Origin of the sequence: Micromonospora rubida (genome assembly GCF_009908295.1) — a bacterium.
Classification (GTDB): domain Bacteria; phylum Actinomycetota; class Actinomycetes; order Mycobacteriales; family Micromonosporaceae; genus Micromonospora; species Micromonospora rubida.
Window position 1 is genome coordinate 786093 of sequence record NZ_JAAALO010000003.1, and the last position, 17533, is coordinate 803625.

The following is a 17533-nucleotide window of genomic DNA, read 5'->3' on the forward strand; positions in this document are numbered from 1 at the left end:
ATGTACACAGTATCGGAAATCGCAGAACGGCTACGACGCGAAGAGCCTGGTGTGGTAGTCGGACTTGAACTGAGTGATATTCAACAGGTTCAAGCTGCCTGGGGGGTGCATAGCCTCCCATCGGCGTACGACGAATTTCTCACGAAGATGGGTGCGCGGGCGGGTCGCGTCCTTCTCGGCACCGACGCCTTCTTTCCCTCAATAATTGAAATGAACGAATGGGCGGATGAATTTTTTGAGGAGAATGCCAGCAGCCTCGAAAGGCCAGAAGGAGCTCTAGTTTTCGCAATGCACCAGGGCTATCTTGCTTACTGGATGACGGATGCTTCGATTTCAGATCCCGAGGTAACTCTCTTTATGGAGGGGCAGTCTGAGCCAATGAGGGTTTGGCCCTCATTCACTGCCTTCCTTAACTCGCACTATCTCGATGAACCCGGAGTTAAGTAGCTGGTTGCATAGGATGCGGGCAAAACAATTGCTGCCCTTGGCGTCGGCTCTCATGCCGATCTCGGCATGCAGCGGTCGCAGTGTGGATCGAGGACGAACTCGGATTCGATGAGGGTTCGATGCTGGAGTGAGGTATGCCCAGCGTTACTGACCAGGACTCCTTACGGGAAATTCTTTCTCAGGTTGACTCGTCGCTCGCTCGTAAGGCAAGAGGGCAGGCAAATTAATTAACCGTCCGAGGTGAGACAGCAGTACCCATGAATCCTCGTCAGGCCTTGTCCTGGCGGGGTTTCTGGGTTTGGCTGCGGTAGTCGATGGCAACTCCGCGGACTGCGGTCCAACGGGTATGCGTAGGCGCACAGCAACCCGGTGACGCTGTCGGACCCGTCGGGTCTGTCGGTGGCGCTGAACGCCTCGGAGATGGCGGCGGCGCTGGCCGGCGCGGGGCTGTCGGCAGCGCAGGTCGCCGAGGCGCAGTCCAACATGGGCCGTTCGCTCATGTCGGTGGTCCTCGAAGCGGCTTGGTCGATGCTGAAGGACTTCATCGGCATCACCGACGCGATGAACTGCTTCGGCGGTGACATGTGGGCATGCGGCAGCCTGATCATCGGCGCAATCCCGTGGGCGAAGCTCGGCAAGATCCCGGCCGTGTTGAAGGCCATCGACCGGACGATCGCCGCGATCCAGGCGTGGCAGACAGCGAGGAAGGTCGCCGAGGCCGTCCTGGCGGCCGCGAAGGCGGCCGAGGCCGCAGCGGTCAACGCCAAAAAGCTGGCCATCGAGCGGGCGAAGAAAGCCGCGCAGGCGGCGAAAAAGAAGGCCGCCGACAAGGTCAACCCCACGAGTAACAAGGCGGTCAACAACAAGAAGAACACCGGGAACCCGGTCCAGAAGCAGGCCCAGGCCAAGAGCAACCCGAAGGCGTCCTCGGCAGCCTCCGGTGGCGCTGGCGGCAAGGGTTCCGGCGGTGGTAGCAAGGCGTCCGGTGGCGGCGGCAAGGGCGACTCCAAGCCGGGCGGTTCCACTGGCGGCGGCGCGCGCAGCAAGGGCGGCGCGAGCGGCGGCGGCGGCGACGGCAAGGCGGCCGACACCGAGCCCGGCTGCAACAGCTTCGTCCCTGGCACCAAGGTCCTCATGGCGGACGGCTCCACCAAATCGATCGAAGACGTCAAACCCGGCGACAAGGTCATGGCCACCGACCCTGAGACGGGTCGGACCGAGGTGCAGACGGCTACCGCGGCGATCAAGGGCAAGAACCTGGTGCGGGTTACCGTCGACACCGACGGCGAGCAGGGCTCGGGTACGGCCGAGGTCACGGCGACCGACGGCCACCCGTTCTGGGTCCCGGAACTCGACGAATGGATCGACGCCACCGACCTGCGAGCCGGGCAGTGGCTACAGACCAGCGCCGGCACCTTCGTGCAGATCACGGCCGTCAAGCGCTGGAGCACCCCCCGTGCTGCCGTCCACAACCTCACCGTCTCCAACATCCACACGTACTATGTGATGGCCGGTGATCAGCCGGTACTCGTACACAACACCAATGGATGCCTTGAGGGCGAGCGCGACTACGATGTCTACGACCCGGAGTCAGGGGATCGAATTACTGACATCGACCACATTGAAGGCGGTGTGCTATGGGAAGAGAAAAGCGCGATCTTCGGCGATGAGTCGTGGCTGAATAAGCACGTCAACAAGAAGCTGGACGCGTACCTTCGGGCGCGTCAGCACCTGGCAGGTTCAGTCGGTCGTAGCATTTGATCTTGGTGGTTCGGTGGGACAGGATGTTTCGCCGTGCGTGCGATGTTGACCTTGGGTGATCGTGAAGAGATATCCCGTGGCCTGGCCGAAGGCTTGGAGTACAAGCAGATGGTAGGTTCAGCCGGTGGAAGCATTTGCCTCGACGAGTTCGGTGAATATCTCGGAGGGCTTCTTTCGGCAAGTGGGGCAGGTTCCGCCGGTTGTAACATTTGATCTTTATGCTGCGTGTTAATTCCGGCTCCTGCAACAGAGGGGTCGCTCGGCAAGTTACTGTTTGGCTGACAGTCGAGGTGCCGGTAAAGTCGCGGCAAGTGTCCAGGCGCGGCCGTTTTAAAAGATCATGAGGCTCCTGCGTCTCAATTTGCCAAAAATGAGTCATGCCAGCCTTGCCGTCATCGCTGAATATCGCCGTATTGGCGTCTGTCGTATTCAATCGACTCGGCCTCCTCCGGACTCCAGCCACAGGTGCCCGGCAAGGAGCCCTGCGAGACCTTGGAAACCTGCCGGCTTCTGCGGACGGGAGGTGTCCAAGGTCTGCCGGAGGTGGGGTCGGGCGGTGACGCGTTGGGCAGGTGCAGGGGTGAGGGCTGGCGGGTCCAGGAGATGAAGCGGTCGAAGTAGCCCTTCGGGTCGACCTCGTCCGGGTGGGTGCGTAGCCGGTCTGCGATCGCGTCGTGCATCAGCACGCAGAGGTAGATCGCCAGCGCGACCCGGTCCCGGGCGTACTCCGTGCGCAGGCTCAGCTTCGCCGGCTGGCACGGCCACGGTGCGGCGCAGACCCGGCACCGCCACGTCGGGCGGGCCGCGGTGTGCCGGCGCAGTTCGGCCAGCGACACCCCGTACCCGCTCACCGCCGTCGCCCGTCGCGCCGCAGGGGCCCGGCGGCCCGGTGGGTCGGCGTCGCCGGGGCCGCCGTGTCGACGCGGACGATCACCGTCGGCCCGGCCCACCGGTGGGCACGGCCCTTCGGTGGGATCGGCGGGGGATTCGGTACGCCCGTCAGCAGGTCCGGGCAGGGCCAGCGCAGCCCGCACACGCAGCGCCGCCCCCAGCGGGACCAGTCGCGGCGGTGCCGCGGGCCCAGCGGTACGGGGCGGTCGGCTCGCCGGTTGCCGAAGACTCCCACGGGCACCTCCGATGGTGGTCGGGACGGGGCCGGGGGCGGAAGTCGAGATGAGGTTTCGGGAGGTGACTCCCGCCCCCGGCGTGACCGACGCCGGCAAGCGCGGTCACCCACGATGGTCGTTTCGTAGCTGGCGGTGAGCAAGCATTCGGAGAAGGATGCGGACCAAGGGATGAGGTGCCTTACGCGACCGCAGAAAGGGAGCTGACGTGGATGACTCGGGGAGCACCGTCCCGCGTAGGCAACTCGGCAGATATCTGAGAGAACTTCGCGAGAACGCGTACGTCACGGTGACGGCGGCGGCCAAGGAGCTCGAATGGTCGGCGCCCCGGATTTGGCGGTACGAGACCGGCCAGGTCCCCATGCACCCGAACGACGTGGAGGCCATGTGCCGGGTGTACGGCGCATCGCGGGAGACCGTCGACACCATGCGCGCCCTGGCCCGGGAGACCAAGGCGCACGGCTGGTGGCACAGCTACGGGGAGGCGATCAAGGACTGGTTCAAGCTGTACGTCGGCCTGGAGGCCGCCGCGACCAGCATCCGGCATCATGAGGTCAACCTCGTGCCCGGCCTGTTGCAGACGGTCGAGTACATGACCGAGGTGATCGCCATCGACTGCCCACAGTTCAGCGAGGCGGAGCGTAAGGCGAAGGTGGACGTCCGGCTGCGCCGGCAGCGGCTCCTCGCCAGAGCGGTCCCCAGGGCTCCGCAGCTCGACGTGATCCTCAGCGAGGCGGTGCTGCGCCGGCCACTGCGGGACCGGGCGGCGATGGCCCGGCAGCTCGACGCCCTAGTGGTGATGAGCGAGCAGCACAACGTGAGTGTCCGGGTGCTGCCGCTGGAGGCGGGGCTGTTCCGCTGGTCGCAGGCGGGCACGTTCACCATGCTCGACTTCCCGACCGACGTCAGGGAGCCGGAGCCGACCACGATCTACATGGACGGGCCGTGCGGCGCGGTCTACCTGGACAAGCCGCACGAGATCGAGACCTACGAGGATGCCTGGCGCTCGCTCGCCGAGCGGGCGCTGAGCGGGGCCGAGTCCCGCGAGCTGATCAGATCGATAGCGAAGGAGATGTCCAGTGCAGCGTGACGGTGTGTGGCGCACGTCCTCCCGATCCGGCGGAGAGGGCAACTGCGTCGAGGTGGCGGCGTTCGCCGACGCGGTCGGGGTCCGGGACAGCAAGGACCGGCAGGGGTCGGCGCTGAGCTTCGCGCCGGCGGCCTGGGCCGGCTTCGTCCGGGCGACCCGATCGGGAGCCCTCGACCGCCCGTAGTGGACGGTGCCCCGGTGCCCCGCCCCGAGCGGGGCACCGGGGATCGGGGCGTCACACGGCCGGGGAACCGAGTGGCTCAGTCAACGCTTTCGGCGTCCCGCCGAGTGAACGCGAACGGGTCATAGGACTTCCCCCGGGCGATCTCGACGTTGAGAGCGAACAGTCGTCGGCCGATCTCGTCCTTGTCCTGGGCGATTGCCGTGGGCCATCCGTAGCAGGCGGCCACCGCTTCGTCCAGTTCTTCGTGCAGCTTCCTGAGGTCGGCGTAGGCGCCCTCGTCCACGAGGTCGTAGAGCCTGGTCAGCCCGAACTGCTGCTCGGCACAGATGTCCTGCTGGCGGGCGATCACCCGCCGGCTTGCCTCCGCCACCCGCGCCCGCTGGTCGTCCGTGACGGGGGAAGGCCACGGGAACGTCAGGAATGTGGAGGTCGGGGCATAGCGTAGATCGTCCTTGACAGTCGAGGACTGAAACCACGCCCAGGCGCTGTGAGCGAAGGAGGAGAGGATTCCCATCGAGTAGTCGTCATCAAGCTTGATGGTGACTACCTGATTGCTGGGGCAGGTCCAAGACTCACACCAGGTCGTCAGTAGGCGTTTGTCCTGTAGGCGCAGAGCGATGTAGCGGCGCGGAACGAGATGCCAGTGAACCCGCAGGCCAGGATCCTTGCCGAACTGCCACCACCTTTCGCGTACGTCCTTACGTCTGTCGTTGTCGCGGATCGGTTTGACGCGATCTCGCAGGATCTCCAAGGCTGCTGGATACTTCATTGCCTCTTCAAGAGGCCGTCGGCCAAAGTCAATGATCCAGCGCCGGGGCCGCTGAGCCGGATCGCTGGCGATGTCGTCGCCCTTCAGATAGGGCCGGACCACGTGTTGGTAGGGTGCATCCGTCCGGTTGAGGAGTGACCTCGCCTCCTCGGTGGTCAGGACGAAGCCCTTGCCCATCGGGTTCGGGCCCTGTTGACATTTTCCCTCGTTCAGGGTCATCCGCTGTGCTTTGTCCGGTGTGGATTGATCAATGAAGGAACTGCCGGGTATCACCCAGAGCGACTTGTACCGGTCCGGCAACTCGGTGAGCGGGAAGTCAGCCAGCGGAGCCTTCGGATGCTGGCCCGGCAACCAGATCTCGAAATGGTGGAACGAGCAGAGCACGACGAACTCCGGACGGTGTCGGGTGGTGACGCTCGTCCAGTTGCGCCAGTGGTCCAGCGCGTCCTTGCGGTGCTGGGCGAGGCGCGTCGTCTCCTCCGGCGCCTTCATCTCGAAGATGAGCCGGGCGGGCAGGTGCAGGTCCACGATCCCGGTGGGCGAGTGTGCGTCTTCGAAGACCGCATAACTGCCCTCGCGGCTGACCCCGTAGCACTCGAACAACTCGTTCAGATAGGTTTCCGCCTCCGAACGCCCGGTGCCGGCGTAGGTCTGCCATCGGGCGACGAAGCTGACCAGTGCCGCCTGGACCTGTTCATGACTGCGCATGGTCAGAAGACCCTAGGCGATCCGCCGGGAGAGACAATCCCTATGCCACCTCGACGAAGTCGAGTTCCGCCCAGCGGCTCAGGTTGGTGAAGCGCAGCGTGTTGTAGCCCGCGTTGAGCGTGACGTCGACTCCGGTCTGCCGCCAGACGTCCCAGCCCGTGTTGGGGTAGTTGACCACCTTCGGGTTCGCGCCGTTGACCGTCAACGTGTGCTGGGCGTCGCCGTACCCGGCGGCGTAGGCGACGTGGGCGCGGTAGCCGCCGGCCCGGGGCGCGAAGACGGTCATCTCGACCCAGCTGTCCGCGTAGTCGATGTACGCCACCACCTGGCCCTGCGACGTGTTCGGGGCGGTGCGTGCGGCGCAGTGGTTGAGGGTGCCGCGCTCGGCCTCGTACCGCACCCGGCTGCCCCGCACCACGGGATACCCGCCGGTCCAGCCGAGCGCCGCCACGTACATGCCCCGGGCGGAGTAGTTGTTGATCCAGCCGTGGAACACGATGTGGTCGCCGCCCGCCTCGCGGACCACGTCCGCGCCGCCCGGCCCGCGCACGGCCGAGTCCAGCGACGCGGTGGTCATCAGCGAGCGGTACGCCTTCGTGTACGGCCCGGTGAGCGAGGTCGACGTGGCGTAGCTGGTCTGGTAGCCGTCGCCGCCGTAGCCGCCGAGGGAGTAGAACAGCACGTACTGCGCGCCGACCTTGGTCAGCACCGGGGCCTCGATGATGCCGGCCTCCTCGGCGCGACCGCTGCGCAGCAGCTCGACCCGGCCGCCCTGAAGAGTCACGCCGTCGGCGGCGACCTGTTGCAGCCAGAGGCTCGTCGGCTGGCCGATGGCGTTGCCGTCGTCCTTGTAGAGCAGGTAGCGCAGCCCGGTGCTGTCGGTGAAGCTCGCCGCGTCGATGTCCCCGCCCTCACCGGCGTTGCAGACCAGCGGCTGGGTGCCGACGGCGCTGAACGGGCCCAGCGGCGAGGTGGCCAGGGCGGCGCCGAGGCACTGCCGGCCGGTGGCCCGGCTGCGGGCGGTGTAGTAGAGCAGGTATTGCCCGTCGGCCCGCTGGGACACGTCGGGGGCCCATGTCAGGCCGCCGTTCGCCCAGGCGCCGAGGGTCGGCATCGCGTCGGACCGTCGGGTCCACGGGCCGGTCAGCGAGCCGGCCGTGGCGACCGGGACGTTGCCGTTGCCGTTGTTCGTCGAGTACGCGTAGTAGGTGCCGCCGAACTTGACGACGTCGGGGTCGGGGAAGTCGCTGGCGATGACCAGCGACGGCGCGGCGGTGGCGGCCTGGGCAGCTCCCGGGCTGACCAGCAGCGCACCGAAGACGAGTGTGACGGCCAGCCAGACGAGACCTCTTCGCATGACAAAATTCAACCACAGCTATCGATGTATCGAAAGATTCCTCCGGATGGTCGCCGGCGGTGCCGTCGCCCGTGTCGGACAGGTTGTGCGATGTTGTGCGGCTAGGGCTGGGGCGGCGAGGCTGTTCTGGGCAGAATGTCCCGCTGAGGGGGTGAGCTTGGATGGCCCGAGCCGCATTCACGCCCGAGCCGTCGTTCGACCACGCAGAGCAGGCGCCGCAGCCCGCCGAGCCGTCGTTCGACGTGCTGCGGTGGCACGATGAGCCGTGGACCGCCCAGCTCGCCCTCGACCTGTTGCCGGAGAACAACGGCCCTCGGGTCGAGGTGCTCCGGGGCGGCGTGGTGGTGACTCCGGGTGGCAGCATCGACCGCCGCGTGGCGCAGCGGGAACTGGCGTACCTGCTCAAGCGGGCAGCCCGCCGGGCGGAGTTGTGGCTCTACCACGAGGTAAACGTCGTCTCGGGCGACGACCTTTTCATTCCGGACATCGTCGTCCTCGACGTTCCGGGAGGCGGCCGAACGGCGATGGACATCGGGCCCGCCGTGCTGCTCGGTGAGATCGTCTCGCCCGGCAACCGGCGTAAGGACATCATCGACCGGCCACGGGAGTACGCCGCAGCCGGCGTGCCGTTTTTCCTCCGCGTCGATCTACGCAACCGCGTGCCCACCATCGCCCTGTTCGAGCTGGTGGAGGGGGAGTACCGGCCGGTGGCAGCCGCTGCCGCCGGCACCCGCTTCGTGATGCGGGAGCCGTTCGAGTTCTCCATCGATCCGGCCGACCTGCTCGGCGAGGAAGCACCGCCGGAGGATCCCGACACCGAGGGCTGAGGCTCCCAGCGGGCGCTCAGCGACGCTGGGGAAGAATGGGCGGGTGACAACTCCCCGCGATCTCGTCCTGCTCGGGTCGACCGGTTCGATCGGCACCCAGGCCATCGACATCGTCCGCCGCAACCCCGACCGGTTCCGGGTGGTGGCGCTCGGTGCCGGTGGCGGCAACGTCGAGCTGCTCGCCGCCCAGGCCCTCGAACTGCGCGTCGACGCGGTCGGGGTGGCGAAGGCGTCCGCCGCGCAGGACCTCCAACTCGCCTTCTACGCCGAGGCGAGCCGGCGCGGCTGGTCCACCGGCGACTTCAAGCTGCCCAAGATCGTGGCCGGGCCGGACGCGATGACCGAGCTGGCGCAGTGGCCCTGCGACGTCGTGCTCAACGGGGTGGTCGGCTCCCTCGGGCTCGCGCCTACCCTGGCCGCGCTGCGCTCCGGTCGTACCCTCGCCCTGGCCAACAAGGAGTCCCTCGTCGCCGGCGGCCCCCTCGTGAAGGCGGCGATGACGCGGCCGGGGCAGATCGTGCCCGTCGACTCCGAGCACACGGCGCTGGCGCAGTGCCTGCGCTCCGGGTCGCGCGGCGAGGTGCGCCGGCTGATCGTCACCGCCAGCGGCGGCCCCTTCCGGGGCAGGCGGCGCGACGAGCTGACCGAGGTCACGCCGGAGCAGGCCCTGGCGCACCCGACCTGGAACATGGGGCCGGTGGTCACGATCAACTCGGCGACCATGGTCAACAAGGCGCTGGAGGTGATCGAGGCGCACGAGCTGTTCGACGTGCCGTACGCCGACATCACCGTGATGGTGCACCCGACCTCGGTGATCCACTCGATGGTCGAGTTCGTCGACGGCTCGACGATCGCCCAGGCCAGCCCGCCGGACATGCGGCTGCCCATCGCGCTCGGCCTCGGCTGGCCGGACCGGGTGCCCGACGCCGCCGCCGCCGTCGACTGGACGACGGCCCACACCTGGGAGTTCGCCCCGCTCGACGACGAGGCGTTCCCGGCGGTGGCGCTGGCCAAGGCGGCCGGCGAGACCGGGCGCTGCCGCCCGGCGATCTACAACGCGGCCAACGAGGAGTGCGTGGCGGCGTTCGTCGCCGGCCGGCTGCCGTTCCTCGGCATCGTGGACACCCTCCGGCAGGTGCTGGAGGACACTCCCGATTTCCCCGAACCAGGTACCGTCGAGGACGTGCTCGCCGCCGAGTCGTGGGCGCGCGCGCACGCGCAGGAGATCATCGTGGCATCTGTGGAAGGAGCTTGATGGCGTACCTGCTCGGGGTGGTGCTCTTCGCCCTGGCCATCCTCGTCTCGGTCAGCCTGCACGAGGCGGGGCACATGCTCACCGCCAAGGCGTTCGGGATGAAGGTCACCAAGTACTTCGTCGGCTTCGGCCCGACCCTCTGGTCCTTCAAGCGCGGCGAGACCGAGTACGGCGTGAAGGGCATCCCGCTCGGCGGCTTCTGCAAGATCGTCGGCATGACGCCGCAGGACGACGACGTCGACCCGGCCGACGAGCCCCGGGCGATGTGGCGCTACCCGGTCTGGAAGCGGACGATCGTGATGTCCGCCGGCTCCATCACCCACTTCGCGCTCGCCCTCGTCGCGACCTGGATCATCGCGATCTCCGCCGGCCTGCCCAACCCCGACTTCCCGACCACCGACGCCCAGGCCCGCCAGGAGCCGGCGGTGATCGCGCTCGCCAAGTGCGTGGTCCCGGAGAACACCGTCCGGGAGTGCGCCGCCGCCGACCCGGCCAGCCCCGCCGCCCAGGCCAACCTGCGCGACGGCGACCGGATCACCTCGCTCAACGGCACCCCGGTCAACAACTACGGCGACCTGCTGACCACCCTGCGGGCCACCAAGCCCGGCGACAAGGCCGAGATCGGGTACGTCCGCGACGGCCAGCCGGGCACCACGAGCACCGTGCTCGCCCAGACCCAGCGCCCCCCGCTGGACGACCCGAAGGGCCAGGTCGCCCCGGTCTCCGCGCTCGGCATCGGCCTCCAGTTCAGCACCCCGACCCGGGTCGAGTACGGGCCGGTCTCCGCGTTCGGCGGCACCGCCCGCTTCACCGGCGACATGGCCGTCGGCACGTACGAGGCGATGAAGCGCATCCCGCAGAAGGTGCCCGCCCTCTGGACGGCGATCACCGGCGGTGAGCGGGACATGGACACTCCGATCAGCGTGGTCGGCGCGAGCCGGCTCGGCGGCGAGGCCGTGGAGAACAACGCCTGGCTGATCTTCTTCATGCTCTTCGTGTCGCTGAACTTCTTCATCGGCGTGTTCAACCTGCTGCCGCTGCTGCCGCTGGACGGCGGGCACATCGCGATCGCCTGGTTCGAGCGGGCCCGGTCCTGGGTCTTCGCCCGCTTCGGCAAGCCGGACCCGGGCCGCGTCGACTACCTCAAACTCATGCCCATCACGTACGCGGTGATTCTGATCGGCGGCGTGTTCACGCTGCTGACCATCACCGCGGACGTCGTCAACCCGATCACGCTCTTCTCAAGGTGAGTGCCTGAAGTGACCGCTGTCAGTCTCGGTATGCCCGTCGCGCCGCTCCCCGCGCTCGCCCCGCGGCGGCTCAGCCGCCAGATCATGGTCGGCTCCGTGCCGGTCGGTGGCGGTGCGCCGGTGTCGGTGCAGTCGATGACCACCACCCTCACCTCCGACGTCAACGCCACCCTCCAGCAGATCGCCGAGCTGACCGCGTCCGGGTGCCAGATCGTCCGGGTGGCCGTGCCGAGCCAGGACGACGTCGAGGCGCTGCCGGCGATCGCCCGCAAGTCGCAGATCCCGGTCATCGCCGACATCCACTTCCAGCCGAAGTACGTCTTCGCCGCGATCGACGCCGGCTGCGCCGCCGTGCGGGTGAACCCGGGCAACATCCGGCAGTTCGACGACAAGGTCAAGGAGATCGCGAGGGCGGCCGGCGACGCCGGGGTGCCGATCCGGATCGGGGTGAACGCCGGCTCGCTGGACAAGCGGCTGCTCGCCAAGTACGGCAAAGCCACCGCCGAGGCGCTGGTCGAGTCGGCGCTGTGGGAGTGCTCGCTGTTCGAGGAGCACGGCTTCCGGGACATCAAGATTTCGGTGAAGCACAACGACCCGGTGGTGATGATCCGGGCGTACCGGCAGCTCGCCGAGAAGTGCGACTACCCGCTGCACCTCGGCGTGACCGAGGCCGGGCCGGCGTTCCAGGGCACCATCAAGTCGGCGGTCGCCTTCGGCGCGCTGCTGGCCGAGGGGATCGGCGACACGATCCGGGTCTCGCTGTCGGCCCCGCCGGTGGAGGAGATCAAGGTCGGCAACCAGATCCTGGAGTCGCTGGGGCTGCGCGAGCGGGGTCTGGAGATCGTCTCCTGCCCGTCCTGCGGCCGGGCCCAGGTCGACGTCTACAAGCTGGCCGAGGAGGTCACGGCCGGCCTGGAAGGGCTGCCGGTGCCGCTGCGGGTGGCCGTGATGGGCTGCGTCGTCAACGGCCCGGGCGAGGCCCGCGAGGCCGACCTCGGCGTCGCCTCCGGCAACGGCAAGGGGCAGATCTTCGTCAAGGGCAAGGTCGTCAAGACCGTCCCGGAGGCGCAGATCGTGGAAACCCTGATCGAGGAGGCGCTGCGGATCGCCGACGAGATGGGCGCGGAACTCCCCGAAGAGCTGCGGAGCCTGGTCCCAGGAGCCACGGTCACGGTCCACTGACCCACCCACCTGGGCCCACCCCGCGCCCGAGCGCCCCGCGCCCGAGCGCGGCGTGCAAATTCAGAGAAAGAGTGGCCACCCGCACGCGGGTGGCCACTCTTTCTCTGAATTTGCGCTGGAGTTGGAGCGGGAGTTGGAGCGGGGACGGGGTGGGTTAGTCGGATTCGGCGAGGATGGCGTAGAGCTTGCGGCGGGTCTCGGCGAGGACCTGGGCCGCCCGTTCCCGCTGGTCGTCGGTGCCGGTCGTCATCACCTGGCGCAGCGCCTGCATCGCCTGGTTGCCGGCGTCGCGGATGTCGTGCCAACTGTTGACCGTGTCCTCGGCGAACTCGCCCCACGGCGGGGCCTGTGCCGCCCCCTCGGCCTCGGCGCGGCCCGCCTCGGTGACCGTGAACCGCTTCCGGCCGCCGCCGGCCTCCTCGGTCGCGACGGTGACGACGCCCTCGTCTTCCAGGAGCTGGAGCGTCGGGTAGATCGACCCGGGGCTGGGCCGCCAGGCCCCGCCGGTGCGGGAGTCGAGTTCCTGGATCATCTCGTACCCGTGCATGGGCCGCTCGGTGAGCAGGGCCAGCACGGCCGCCCGCACGTTGGGCCGACGCCCTCGGCCCCGGTGACCCCCCCGGCCGCCGCCATGCCCGTGTGGACCGGGTGGGAACGGCGGCCCGGGGGGACCGGGCGGGAACGGCGGGAAGCCGAAGCCGCGCATCCGGGCCTCGTGCTCACGTACGTGCATTCGTTGGTGGAAACCCATCAGGGTTCTCCTTCCGTGTTCTGTCGCTGATGCATCAACGATATATCGGCAACGTGTCGCCGACAAGCTTTCGTGTTGTCGGACATGTATCGGGGGTGGCGCGGCTCGACGTCTGGTGTACCGGTCCCGGTGGGGCTCGGCACTCGGCCGGCGAGGCGGCGGGGTGATCTGGCAGGCTGGTAACCGTGCTGACGATGCCGGTGCGGCAACTCGGGGAATCGGAGCGGCGCGCGGTCGAGCGGCTGCTCGACCTCGACCCGTTCGCGGGCGCGCAGGTCGCCGAGCGGGTCGCCGCGCGCGGGCTGGCCTGGTGGCGGGCCGAGGGCCGGATCCTGGGGTACGGAGCGCGCCGCAGCCTGGAGTCGATCTGCTGGCTCGGCGGCAACCTCACCCCCGTGCTCGCCTCGGAGCCCGCCGTCGCCGCCTACGCCGAACTGCTCTCCGCCGAGGAGCGTCTCTGCTCCTCCATCGTCGGCCGGGCCGACGCGGTGCTCGGGCTCTGGGACCGGCTCTGCGGGCACTGGGGGCCGGCCCGCGATGTCCGCCCCAACCAGCCGCTGCTGGCAGCCGACGAGCTGCCGTCGGTGGTCGTCGACCCCGACGTGCGACTGGTACGACCCGACGAGATCGACCGGCTCTTCCCGGCGGCAGTGGCCATGTACACCGAGGAGGTCGGCGTCTCACCGCTGGCCGAGGACGGCGGGCACGGCTACCGGAGGCGGGTCACCGACCTGGTCCGGGCCGGTCGGGCGTACGCCCGGTTCGTCGACGGCCAGGTGGTGTTCAAGGCCGAGCTGGCGGTGGTGACCCGGCGTACCGCGCAGGTCCAGGGGGTCTGGGTGTCGCCGGAGTGGCGCGGCCGGGGGCTCGCCACGGCGGCGATGGCGGCGGTGACCCGGGACGCCCTGCTGCGGGTCGCCCCGACGGTCAGCCTGTACGTCAACGACTTCAACCTGCCTGCCCGCCGCGTCTACGAGCGCTGCGGCTTCCGCCCGGTCGGCACCCTCGCCACAGTGCTGTTCTGAGGGTGCGGGGAAGCTCCCTCCGCTGACGCCCGCGCCTGACCGGGCTCCCCGGCGTCTCCTTCTGGCGTTCCCTTCCGGCGGCCTTCCGGCGGCCTTCCGGCGGCCCTCCGGCGGCCCTCCGGCGGTCCGGGGCTGGCTCCGGCGGCGTACCCCGATGGGGTAAATGCGTTGAACGGCGCGGCCGGATCACGCAGGGTGGAGGCACCGCCGCCCCGGAGTCCGGAGGGACCGACATGCGCCTTTTCCGTGACCTGTGGGCCACCTCGGCTCGCCGGATGACGGTCGTCGCCGTGCTGATCGTGCTCGGCGGCACCGGCCAGGCCGCCGCGGCGGCGCTCGCCGGCCCGGTGCTGGTGCACCGCTCGGAGGCGCTGTTCGCCGTCCTCGCGGTGGCGCTCTGCGCCGCGGTCGTCACCGACCTCGCCATCGGGCTGGTGATGGCCGGGCTGACCGCGGACTGGTCCGCCGACGTCCGGCGGCGGCTGTGCCGGGTGGCGTTCGGGCAGGACCTGCCCACCCTGGAGGGGACGCCGGTCGGGGAGCTGCTGGACCGGATCGACGGGGACGTCTACCAGGTGGCCTCCGAGGTGCGCGGGCACGGCGTACGGATCGCCCAGCTGTCCGCCACGGGCCTGCTCTCCACGGTCGTCGCCCTGGTGGTCTGGTGGCCGGCCGGGGTGAGCATGCTCGCGCTGACTGCGCTGCTCGCGGTCGTGCTGCGCCGGCCGACCCGGCGGATCGCCCCGGCCCGGATGGCCGAGGAGGAGGCCTGGACGGACCTCGCCGCCGTGATGGAGGAGGCAGTCCACGGCCAGGACGACGTGCGCACCAGCCTGGCCCGGCCGTACGTGCTGCGGCTCTATGCCCGGCGGGCCGCCGAGGTGCTGGCCCGGGGGCGGCTGGTGTGGCGGATGTCGGCGGCGGTCACCGCCGTCGGCGCCGGGGTCATCCGGGTCGGCATCGTCGGGGTGGTCCTCGGCGGGGCCTGGGCGCTGGCCTCCGGCCGGATCGACGCGGCCCGGCTGACCGCCGTCTGGCTGCTGGTGCTCGCCTTCGGCGCGACCGTCGAGCACATCAGCCGGATGGTGCCCGAGCTGCAGTATGCTCTCGGCGCCTGGGGGCGGGTGCAGCTTCTCCAGGACGCCCGGCAGGAACCGACCGGCGGCCGGGAGCCCGTCGAGGGTGACCTCATCATCCGGAACCTCACCTTCCGCTACCCGCAGGGCGGGGCGGAGGGCGACCGCGCGCCGGCGCTGCGCGACGTCTCGCTGACCTTCGTCCGGGGCCGGTCGTACGCCCTGGTCGGGCGGACCGGGTCCGGCAAGTCCACCCTGGCCAAGGTGCTCACCCGGGCGGTGGACCTGCCGCGCGGCACCGTCCTGCTCGGCGGGGAGGACCTGCTCGACCTGGACGTCGAGCGGCTGCGCCGGTGGGTGGCCGTGGTGTCGCAGCGCACGGAGATCCTGGCCGGCACGCTCGCCGAGAACGTCGCCCTGTTCGACCCGGACCTGCTCGACGACGCCGCCCGGGCGCTGCGCGAGCTGGGTCTGGCCGGTTGGATCGCCGAGCTGCCCGACGGCCTGGACACCCGGCTCGGTGAGGGTGGGCACGTGCTGTCCGCCGGGCAGGAGCAACTCGTCGCGTTCGCCCGGATCCTGGTCCGCGACCCGCACGTGGTGATCCTCGACGAGGCCACCGCCCGGCTGGACCCGGTCACCGAGACGCTGGTGCAGCGGGCCACCGAGCGGCTGCTCACCGACCGGATCGGCATCGTCATCGCCCACCGGCTCTCCTCGGTCCGCAGCTGCGACGAGGTGGTGGTGCTGGCCGACGGGGCGGTGGTCGAGGCCGGCCCGCTGCGCTCCTCGAAGCGGTTCGCCGAGTTGCTGGCCGTCAGCCACGCCGCCGCGTACGCCGAGGCGGGGGCTGCCGGGCGGGGCGGCGGCACGGCGCTGCTGACCGATCCGCCACCGGCCCCGACCCCGGGTGCCGGTCCCGCCGGGGCGAGCGCGCCGGCCGGCGTGGCCCGGGCGAAGGTCGAGCCGCCCCCGCTGTCGCCCGCCCGGGCGAAGGTCGAGCCGCCTCCGCTACCGCCGACGCCGCCCGCCCGGACGATGCGGGAGATCCTGCGCCTGACCACCAACGATCCCCGGTACGGCCTGACCGCGATCGCGTTGTTCGGGTTCGGGGGGCTGCTGGGCCTGGACGGCTCGGTGCTGCCCTGGCTCTGGGCCGACCTGGTGAACGGCTCCGGCGGGCCCTGGTGGCCGGCGGTCGGGATCGTGACCGCGCTGTTGGTGACCATGCCGGTGCCCTACCTGACCGGCGTCTGGTTCCCCAACTGGTGGGTCCGTCAGCAGCTGCGGATCAGCCTGCGGCTGGTGCACGGGCAGACCGGCCCGCGCCGGATCAGCGGGCACACCCCGGCCGAGGTGGTCGCCCAGGGCGGCGACACCGAACGGGTGGTGATCCTCGCCGACAACCTGCTCGACCAGGGCATCGTCGTGCTCATGGTGGTCGGCATGACCCTGGTGTCCGGCAGCCTCGTCCCGGCCGCGTTCTTCGTCGGGACGATGGTCGTCTCCGGGCTCGCGGCGACGCTGTTCGGGCCGCGCCTGGAACGGTCCGCCCGGGCCACCGTCGCGGCCCGGGCGGCGTTCGCCACCTCGCTGGTGTCGTCGCTGTCGGCCGCCCGCACGGTGAAGCTCGCCGGCGCCACCCGGCCGGTGCTGGGCCGCCTCGCCGACCTCGACGCGACCCGCAGCGAGCGGCAGCGTCGGGAGATCTCCGTACAGGTCTGGTCCCGTTCCACGCCGGCCCTGGTCAGCGGCCTGCTGCCGATCGGCGCCTGGGCGCTCTACCTCAGCGGCGGCCTGTCCGCCGGGGCCACCCTGGTCGCGGTGTCCACCCTCGGCGCGGCCCGCTGGTTCGCGTGGACCACGGCATCCCTGGTCTCCCAGCTCCCGTCGGCCCGGGTGTGGACGCGCCGGACGGTGGCGATGGCCGGGGTGGGGACGTACTCGGCGCCGGTGGACGGGGTGGACCTGGCCGCCGGGACCGCGTCCGCGCCCGAGCCGCCGCCCCGGCACCCGCTGCGCCGGCTGGACCTGGTCGGCTTCGGCGCGCTGCACACCGACGGGACGCTCGCCGTCCGCGACGTCGACCTGACCGTCGAACGCGGCCAGCTCGTGCTCGTCGTCGGGCCGGTCGGCTCCGGCAAGTCCTCGCTGTTGCGTGCCCTGGCCGGGATCGTGCACCACACGGGCGTGCTGCGCTGGAACTCCGAGCCGGTCACCGCACCGGAGCTGTTCCTGCGTCCCCAGCAGGTCGGCTACGTCGGCCAGCTCCCCCGGGTGCTCTCCGGCACGGTCCGCGACAACGTCGCGCTCGGCCACGACGTGGACGCGGCCGGCGCGGTGTCGACCGCCCAGCTCGACCACGACCTGGCCGCCGCCGGGGGCGGGCTCGGGCTGCTCATCGGGCACAAGGGGACCCGGCTCTCCGGCGGGCAGCTCCAGCGGCTGGCGCTGGCCCGGGCGCTGGCTCCGCGTACGGAGTTGCTGGTCGCGGACGACGTGTCGTCGGCGCTGGACGTCACGACGGAGCTGGAGCTGTGGGCGGCGCTGCGGGAGCGCGGGGTGACGGTGGTCGGCTCGACGTCGAAGCGGGCGGCGCTGGTCCGGGCCGACCAGGTGGTGGTGCTTGTCGGCGGGACGGTGGCGGCCCGGGGCCCGTGGCGGGACCTGGAGGACGACTGGGGCCACCTGGCGGGCTGACCGCGCCCCTTCCCCGTGCACTCCCCG

At 70.1% G+C, this 17533-nt stretch carries 13 protein-coding genes and 1 pseudogene; 10 read left to right on the forward strand and 4 right to left on the reverse strand.

The window, feature by feature from the left end; all coding sequences use genetic code 11:
* On the forward strand, positions 1 to 447 hold the full coding sequence (locus GVV04_RS13195; protein WP_161687958.1) for an SMI1/KNR4 family protein: 447 nt from the start codon (positions 1 to 3) through the stop codon (positions 445 to 447).
* A 330-nt stretch (positions 448 to 777) separates the two neighbouring features.
* Positions 778 to 1986: pseudogene (locus tag GVV04_RS13200) on the forward strand (Hint domain-containing protein); the annotation flags it as partial.
* A gap of 614 nt (positions 1987 to 2600) precedes the next feature.
* On the opposite strand, the gene GVV04_RS34365 reads toward GVV04_RS13200, so the two are convergent.
* Positions 2601 to 3059 (reverse strand): hypothetical protein, encoded by a 459-nt coding sequence (locus GVV04_RS34365; RefSeq protein WP_328822355.1) that lies wholly within the window; start codon positions 3057 to 3059, stop codon positions 2601 to 2603.
* A 481-nt stretch (positions 3060 to 3540) separates the two neighbouring features.
* Here GVV04_RS34365 and GVV04_RS13210 point away from each other — a divergent pair, with 481 nt between their 5' ends.
* Both GVV04_RS13210 and GVV04_RS13215 read left to right on the forward strand, forming a co-directional pair.
* On the forward strand, positions 3541 to 4422 hold the full coding sequence (locus GVV04_RS13210; protein ID WP_161687960.1) for a helix-turn-helix domain-containing protein: 882 nt from the start codon (positions 3541 to 3543) through the stop codon (positions 4420 to 4422).
* A 4-nt stretch (positions 4423 to 4426) separates the two neighbouring features.
* A complete protein-coding gene (locus GVV04_RS13215) occupies positions 4427 to 4606 on the forward strand; it encodes a DUF397 domain-containing protein (protein ID WP_161688400.1) in 180 nt (59 codons plus the stop codon).
* A 76-nt stretch (positions 4607 to 4682) separates the two neighbouring features.
* Here GVV04_RS13215 and GVV04_RS13220 read toward each other — a convergent pair whose 3' ends face one another.
* Both GVV04_RS13220 and GVV04_RS13225 read right to left on the reverse strand, forming a co-directional pair.
* Positions 4683 to 6083, reverse strand: coding sequence for a type IIL restriction-modification enzyme MmeI (locus tag GVV04_RS13220; protein WP_161687962.1), 1401 nt, complete (start codon positions 6081 to 6083; stop codon positions 4683 to 4685).
* A 40-nt stretch (positions 6084 to 6123) separates the two neighbouring features.
* Positions 6124 to 7440, reverse strand: a complete 1317-nt coding sequence (locus tag GVV04_RS13225; protein WP_161687963.1) for a family 43 glycosylhydrolase — start codon at positions 7438 to 7440, stop codon at positions 6124 to 6126.
* Positions 7441 to 7601: 161 nt separating this feature from the next.
* Between GVV04_RS13225 and GVV04_RS13230 the strand changes: the two genes are divergently transcribed.
* Genes GVV04_RS13230 through ispG form a run of 4 tightly spaced genes read left to right on the forward strand, consistent with a single transcriptional unit; the run spans position 7602 to position 11954 of the window.
* Positions 7602 to 8267, forward strand: coding sequence for a Uma2 family endonuclease (locus tag GVV04_RS13230; protein WP_161687965.1), 666 nt, complete (start codon positions 7602 to 7604; stop codon positions 8265 to 8267).
* 43 nt (positions 8268 to 8310) lie between these two features.
* Complete coding sequence (dxr, locus tag GVV04_RS13235) at positions 8311 to 9522, forward strand: 1-deoxy-D-xylulose-5-phosphate reductoisomerase (RefSeq protein WP_161687967.1); 1212 nt, start codon at positions 8311 to 8313, stop codon at positions 9520 to 9522.
* Positions 9522 to 10772: a M50 family metallopeptidase gene (locus GVV04_RS13240; RefSeq protein ID WP_161687969.1), complete on the forward strand. Its 1251-nt coding sequence runs from the start codon at positions 9522 to 9524 to the stop codon at positions 10770 to 10772. Before dxr ends, GVV04_RS13240 begins: the two co-directional genes overlap by 1 nt.
* Positions 10773 to 10781: 9 nt before the next feature.
* Positions 10782 to 11954: a flavodoxin-dependent (E)-4-hydroxy-3-methylbut-2-enyl-diphosphate synthase gene (gene ispG, locus GVV04_RS13245; RefSeq protein WP_161687970.1), complete on the forward strand. Its 1173-nt coding sequence runs from the start codon at positions 10782 to 10784 to the stop codon at positions 11952 to 11954.
* Between the two features lie 154 nt (positions 11955 to 12108).
* On the opposite strand, the gene GVV04_RS13250 is transcribed toward ispG, so the two are convergent.
* Positions 12109 to 12705 carry a PadR family transcriptional regulator gene (locus tag GVV04_RS13250; protein WP_161687973.1) on the reverse strand — a complete coding sequence of 199 codons (597 nt, stop codon included), beginning with the start codon at positions 12703 to 12705 and terminating at the stop codon, positions 12109 to 12111.
* 185 nt (positions 12706 to 12890) lie between these two features.
* Between GVV04_RS13250 and GVV04_RS13255 the strand changes: the two genes are divergently transcribed.
* Positions 12891 to 13730 carry a GNAT family N-acetyltransferase gene (locus GVV04_RS13255; protein WP_161687975.1) on the forward strand — a complete coding sequence of 280 codons (840 nt, stop codon included), beginning with the start codon at positions 12891 to 12893 and terminating at the stop codon, positions 13728 to 13730.
* Between the two features lie 233 nt (positions 13731 to 13963).
* On the forward strand, positions 13964 to 17506 hold the full coding sequence (locus GVV04_RS13260; RefSeq protein WP_161687977.1) for an ABC transporter ATP-binding protein: 3543 nt from the start codon (positions 13964 to 13966) through the stop codon (positions 17504 to 17506).
* Positions 17507 to 17533 lie beyond the last annotated feature (27 nt).